Source organism: Streptomyces sp. 8K308 (assembly GCF_004348315.1).
GTDB lineage: Bacteria > Actinomycetota > Actinomycetes > Streptomycetales > Streptomycetaceae > Streptomyces.
This window is the reverse complement of sequence record NZ_SMKC01000450.1, coordinates 1-4783: the sequence shown is the minus strand read 5'-3', so window position 1 is coordinate 4783 and position 4783 is coordinate 1. Positions and strand designations below refer to the sequence as shown.

General features: G+C 72.6%; 5 protein-coding genes and 1 pseudogene. 3 read left to right on the top strand and 3 right to left on the bottom strand.

Annotation, left to right across the window (positions count from 1 at the left end; genetic code table 11):
• The coding region (locus E1265_RS33725) for a dienelactone hydrolase family protein (RefSeq protein ID WP_207931314.1) at window positions 1–621 on the top strand (621 nt) is incomplete at its 5' end.
• A 40-nt stretch (window positions 622–661) separates the two neighbouring features.
• Window positions 662–1248 (top strand): annotated as a pseudogene (locus E1265_RS33720) (GNAT family protein).
• Here E1265_RS33720 and E1265_RS33715 read toward each other — a convergent pair.
• The 3 genes from E1265_RS33715 to E1265_RS33705 form a co-directional block, all read right to left on the bottom strand.
• Window positions 1215–2165, bottom strand: coding sequence for a cytochrome c oxidase assembly protein (locus E1265_RS33715; RefSeq protein WP_132934758.1), 951 nt, complete (start codon window positions 2163–2165; stop codon window positions 1215–1217). The pseudogene E1265_RS33720 and the gene E1265_RS33715 overlap by 34 nt on opposite strands.
• An 81-nt stretch (window positions 2166–2246) precedes the next feature.
• A complete protein-coding gene (locus E1265_RS33710; protein ID WP_132934757.1) occupies window positions 2247–2975 on the bottom strand; it encodes a glutamine amidotransferase in 729 nt (242 codons plus the stop codon).
• Between the two features lie 53 nt (window positions 2976–3028).
• On the bottom strand, window positions 3029–4267 hold the full coding sequence (locus E1265_RS33705; RefSeq protein ID WP_132934756.1) for a MurT ligase domain-containing protein: 1239 nt from the start codon (window positions 4265–4267) through the stop codon (window positions 3029–3031).
• A gap of 210 nt (window positions 4268–4477) precedes the next feature.
• On the opposite strand from E1265_RS33705, the gene E1265_RS33700 reads away from it, so the two are divergent.
• A complete protein-coding gene (locus E1265_RS33700) occupies window positions 4478–4672 on the top strand; it encodes a hypothetical protein (RefSeq protein ID WP_132934755.1) in 195 nt (64 codons plus the stop codon).
• The last annotated feature ends 111 nt before the right edge of the window (window positions 4673–4783 follow it).

The window sequence follows — 4783 nt, the reverse complement described above, 5'->3', positions numbered from 1 at the left end:
GGGCGGGAGCCGGGCCTGTCGGAGCGGTACGACATCGTGGCCCGGGGCCATGAGCACACGGTGGCAAAGTACTGCACGCTGTTGGGCACGAGCGTGGCCGCCACCATCCTGCGGGAGGACGGGGCGGCGCTCCGCTACCTGGCGTCGCGCCCTGACGTCGACGCGGGGCGCGTCGGCTGCGTGGGGTTCTCCGGCGGCGGGGCGCGGGCGGTGCTGCTGCGGACCGTCCACGACGCGGTGGCGGCCACCGTGGTGGTCGGCATGATGAGCGGCTTCGCCGAGATGTTGGACCGACATGTGGCGCCGCACAGTTGGATGCTGTTCCCGCCGGGCCTTGGCCGGGTGGCCGACTGGCCGGACGTCGCGGCCAGCCGGGCGCCGGATCCGCTACAGGTCCAGTACCTGCGGGACGACGCGCTGTTCTCGCCCGAGGGCATGCGGGCGGCGCACCGGAGGCTGCGGGCGCTGTACGAGCTGGCCGGGCGACCGGAGGGCTACGCGTTCCGCTTCGCGGACGGCCCGCACCGCTTCGACGTGCCGGCCCAGGAGGCCGCGTTCGCCTTCCTGGCGCGGACGTTGGGCGGCGAGGCGACCGGGGCGGCTGGCGCGGGTGGGGCGTGAGGGGATCCGACGCACGTGTGACCGGGCGGGTGGAGGCGAGATGTTCGCGATATCCCTGGGCGCGGACGGAACGGAGCTGCGTCCGCTGGAGCCGTGGCGGGCCGAGGAGTTCCTGGCCCACATGGAGCGGGGTCGGGAGTTCGTCGGGCGGTACATCGCGCTCCCGGACGCCGTCACGGATCTGCCGTCGAGCCGCGCCTACCTCCAGGCGTACGCGGAGAAGGTGGCGGCCGACACCGGGCGCATCTACGGGATCTGGGTGGACGGCACGCTGGTGGGCGGCGTCCTCTTCCGGACGATGTCGTCGAACGCGGCACGGCCGAGGCCGGCTGCTGGCTCGAGCCGTCGGCGGTGGGCAGGGGGCTCGTGACGCGGGCCGCGCGCGTGATCATCGACTGGGCCGTGGAGGAGCGGGGGATCCACCGCGTGGAGTGGCTGGCGTCGGCGGCGAACGAGGCGAGCATCGCCGTGGCCAGGCGGCTGGGGATGACGAAGGACGGCGTGCTGCGCGAGAGCTACCCCCACCGGGGCCAGCGGCACGACGTGGAGGTCTGGTCCGTGCTCGCGCCGGAGTGGCGGGCGGCGCCTCGGAGTCAGCCGGCGCGGGAGCGGAGGGAGGCGAGATAGGCGTTGTACGCCTCGAGCTCGCGGTCGCCGTCGCGGTCGGCGGTGCGGTCCTGACGGCGGGCCCGGCGCTCCTCGGACAGGTACCACTGGATGACCAGGGCGACCAGCACCACGACGGTGGGGATCTCGCTGAAGGCCCAGGCCATGCCGCCGGCGCTCGACTGGTCGGCGACCGCGTCGACGGCCAGCGAGGCCGGCGGGTCGGCGAAGGTGTCCACCATGGGCTCGGAGGCCATCATCAGCGCGATGCCGAAGAAGGCGTGGAACGGCATGGTGGCGAAGAGTTCCAGCATCCGCATCAGGTGGCTCGGCCGGTGCGGGCCCGGGTCGACACCCATGATGGGCCAGAAGAACACCAGGCCGACGGCGAGGAAGTGCAGCATCATCGCCAGGTGGCCGACGCGCGAGCCCATCAGGAAGTCGAACAGCGGCGTGAAGTAGAGGCCGTAGAGGCTGGCGACGAAGAGCGTGATGGTGAACAGCGGGCTGGTCACCACGCTCACGTACCGGCTGTGCAGCAGCCGGACCAAGAGCTCACGGGGGCCGCGGCGACCGCGGGGCGCCGTGGGCAGGGCCCGCAGCAGCAGGGTGACGGGGGCGCCGAGCAGCAGCAGGATCGGGGAGACCATGCTGATGACCATGTGCTGGAGCATGTGGGCGCTGAACAGCACCATGCCGTAGTCGTTGAGCCCGGTGCAGGTGACGGCGGCGATGGAGACGACGCCGAGGGCGAAGGAGACGGTGCGGCCCGGTGACCAGCGGTCACCCCGGCGGACCAACCGCAGCACGCCCCAGCCGTAGAGGGCGAGGACGGCCAGGCAGCCGATGAGGAAGACCGGGTCGCCGCCGAGTTCGAGCGCTCGTGAGAGCGTGAACGGCGGCAGGTCCATGCCCGATCCGTGGCCGTGGTTTTCCATCTCCGGTGTACTCCCGCTCGCAGCTCCCCCGCGCGTCAACCATAGGAAACGCCCTGGCCGCGGCGGCGGCCAGGGTGCCCGTCAGGCCGCCTGGGTGGCGGCGGCGATGCGCTCGGCGCGCAGCGCCTCGTACCAGCGGTCGTCGACCGGGGGCAGGGCGCGGACGTCCAGGGTGAGCCGCAGCAGCAGGTCGGCGATCCCGGGGTTGCGGGCGAGGACGGGGCCGTGCATGTAGGTGCCGATCACCGTGTCGCGCCAGGCGCCCTCAGTGCCGTCCCCCGTGCCGTTGCCCTTGCCGACGCGGACGCGGGCGAAGGGACGGACGCCGGGGCCGAGGTGGGTGATGCCCTGGTGGTTCTCGAAGCCGGTGAGCTGAGGCAGGCCGAGGGCGTCGTCGATGTCGGCGAGGACGTCGCCGACGCAGCGCTCGCCCTCGCCGCGGGTGCTGACCACGTCGAGGAGGCCGAGGCCCGGTTCGCGCTGGCCGAGGTCGTTGATGAACTCGTGGCCGAGGATCTGGTAGCCGGCGCAGACGGAGAAGATGATGGCGCCGTTCTCCGCGGCGCGGTGCAGGCCGCCGTCCCGGCGCAGCCGCTCGGCGGCGAGGCGCTGGGGGCGGTCCTCGCCGCCGCCGATGAGGTAGATGTCGCCGGAGGTGGGGATCTGCTGGTCGGAGCGGACATCGACGCGCTCCACGGCGAGTCCGCGCTGCCTGGCCCGGCGCTCGACCACCAGGACGTTGCCCTGGTCGCCGTAGGTGCTGAGCAGGTCGGGGTAGACCCAGACCACCCGCAGGGTCGATGAGCTCATGCGTGCCGTTCCTTCCGCCTGATGAGATGGCTGTACGGGATGTCGGGTGGAGGTCAGTTGCCGACGACGCGGCGCAGGTCCTGGAAGGCCGTGTAGTTGGCGATGGCCTCGACGCGGCCGGGCGGGAGCTGCTGGAGCGCCTCCTGGAAGGTCGCGCAGACCCGGAAGTCGACGGCGGCGACCTCGAGGCGGACGGCGAGGTCGAGGCGCCGGTCGCCGATGACGACGACGGGGTGGCCGGCGAGTCGCGTGTAGTCGACGTCCCACAGCCAGGAGGTGTCGGTGCCGTCGGCGCTGCGGGCGTTGACCGATAGGAGCACCGGGGCGGGCGGCGGGTCGATCAGCGAGAACGTCTCGAGCCAGCCCGCCGGGTTCTTGGCGAGCAGCAGCCGGATGTCGCGGCCCTGGAAGGAGACGACGTCGTAGCGGCCGGCGACCGCGGTGACCGCCTGCATGCGCTGCAGGGCGACCTGCGGGGCGACGCCGAAGGTGGCGGCGACGGCGGCGGCGCTGGTGGCGTTGGCCTTGTTGGCCCGGCCCGGCAGCTGGAGCTGGATGGGCCACGCCGAGCCGTTGGGGTCGAGCACGTGGTCGCCGGAGAGCACCCAGGTGGGGGTGGGGCGGCCGAAGCCGCACTCGCCGCAGCGCCAGTCGTCGCCGTGGTGCTGGAGCACGCCGCCGCAGGCGGGGCACGACCAGGCGTCGTCCTTCCACTCCTGGCCGGCCGCGACCCAGACGACCTGCCCCGAGGACGAGGCGGCCCAGACGACCAGCGGGTCGTCCGCGTTGGCGATCACGGTGGTCTTGAGGCCCTGCAGGCCCTCGCGCCAGCGCTCGGCGAGCATCCGGGTCTCGGCCGCGCGGTCCAGCTGGTCGCGGGAGAGGTTCAGCAGGGCGATGGCCTTGGGCGACACGTCCCTGGCGACTCCGGCAAGGTACTTCTCGTCCACCTCGATGACGCCGTACCTGGCGTGGGCGCCGGCCGACAGGGCTGAGGTGATGCCGGCCGGCATGTTGGCGCCCAGCGCGTTGGAGACGACCTCGCCGGCGGCGCGCAGGGCCTCGGCGATGAGCCGGGTGGTGGTGGTCTTGCCGTTGGTCGCGGAGACCAGGACCACGTCGAGATGGCCGGCGAGCCGGCCGAGCAGCTCCGGATCCAGTTTGAGGGCGACCTTGCCGCCGATCACCGATCCGCTGCCGCGGCCCGCGGCCCGCGACACCGCCGCCGCCGCCTTTCCCGCCGTCACGGCCAGCCTGGCCCGCGGCGACAACGGCTGCGCACTCTCTGCCATCGTCCTTGCTCCTTCTTGCCCTCGACCGAAGGCCAGCCTACCGAGGTCCGCGCCCGCTCCCGCACCGCATCGCCCCTCGTGGGCGGGCTGTTGAGGGGGCCGGACGGAGTTCCGACACTTTCACCCTTATGCGCCTGTCGAGCAATGATCACCCCTTGTGATCCTTAGAGTGCTTACCGTGAAGGCCGCTCGGTCGTGTCTGGAGTGCTCATGATCCTTTCCATCTCGGGTGTCGTCCTGCTGGGAGTCATCGTGTTCCTCTTCTCCCGCAAGGACGGGTTGAAGATGTCGCACGCGGTGGTGTGCGCGCTGTTCGGTTTCTATTTGTCGGGGACGGCGGTGGCGCCGAGCATCGCGGCGGGCGGCGCCAGCATCGCGAACCTGCTGGGCGGGATCACGCTGTAGTGGACGGGGTGTGGCGCCCGCGGCGGGTGGTGGCGCGCGGTCTCGGGCGGCTGGTGGCCGCGGCGCGGCGGCAATGGGCGAGGGTCCCCCGGGAGAGGCGGGGTCCCGTGG

Excerpts from the sequence above, each read along its gene's own strand:
- E1265_RS33710 (WP_132934757.1), bottom strand. The coding sequence starts at position 2,975 with ATGAGCTCATCGACCCTGCGGGTGGTCTGGGTCTACCCCGACCTGCTC.
- E1265_RS33715 (WP_132934758.1), bottom strand. The coding sequence starts at position 2,165 with ATGGAAAACCACGGCCACGGATCGGGCATGGACCTGCCGCCGTTCACG.
- E1265_RS33700 (WP_132934755.1), top strand. The coding sequence starts at position 4,478 with ATGATCCTTTCCATCTCGGGTGTCGTCCTGCTGGGAGTCATCGTGTTC.
- E1265_RS33705 (WP_132934756.1), bottom strand. The coding sequence starts at position 4,267 with ATGGCAGAGAGTGCGCAGCCGTTGTCGCCGCGGGCCAGGCTGGCCGTG.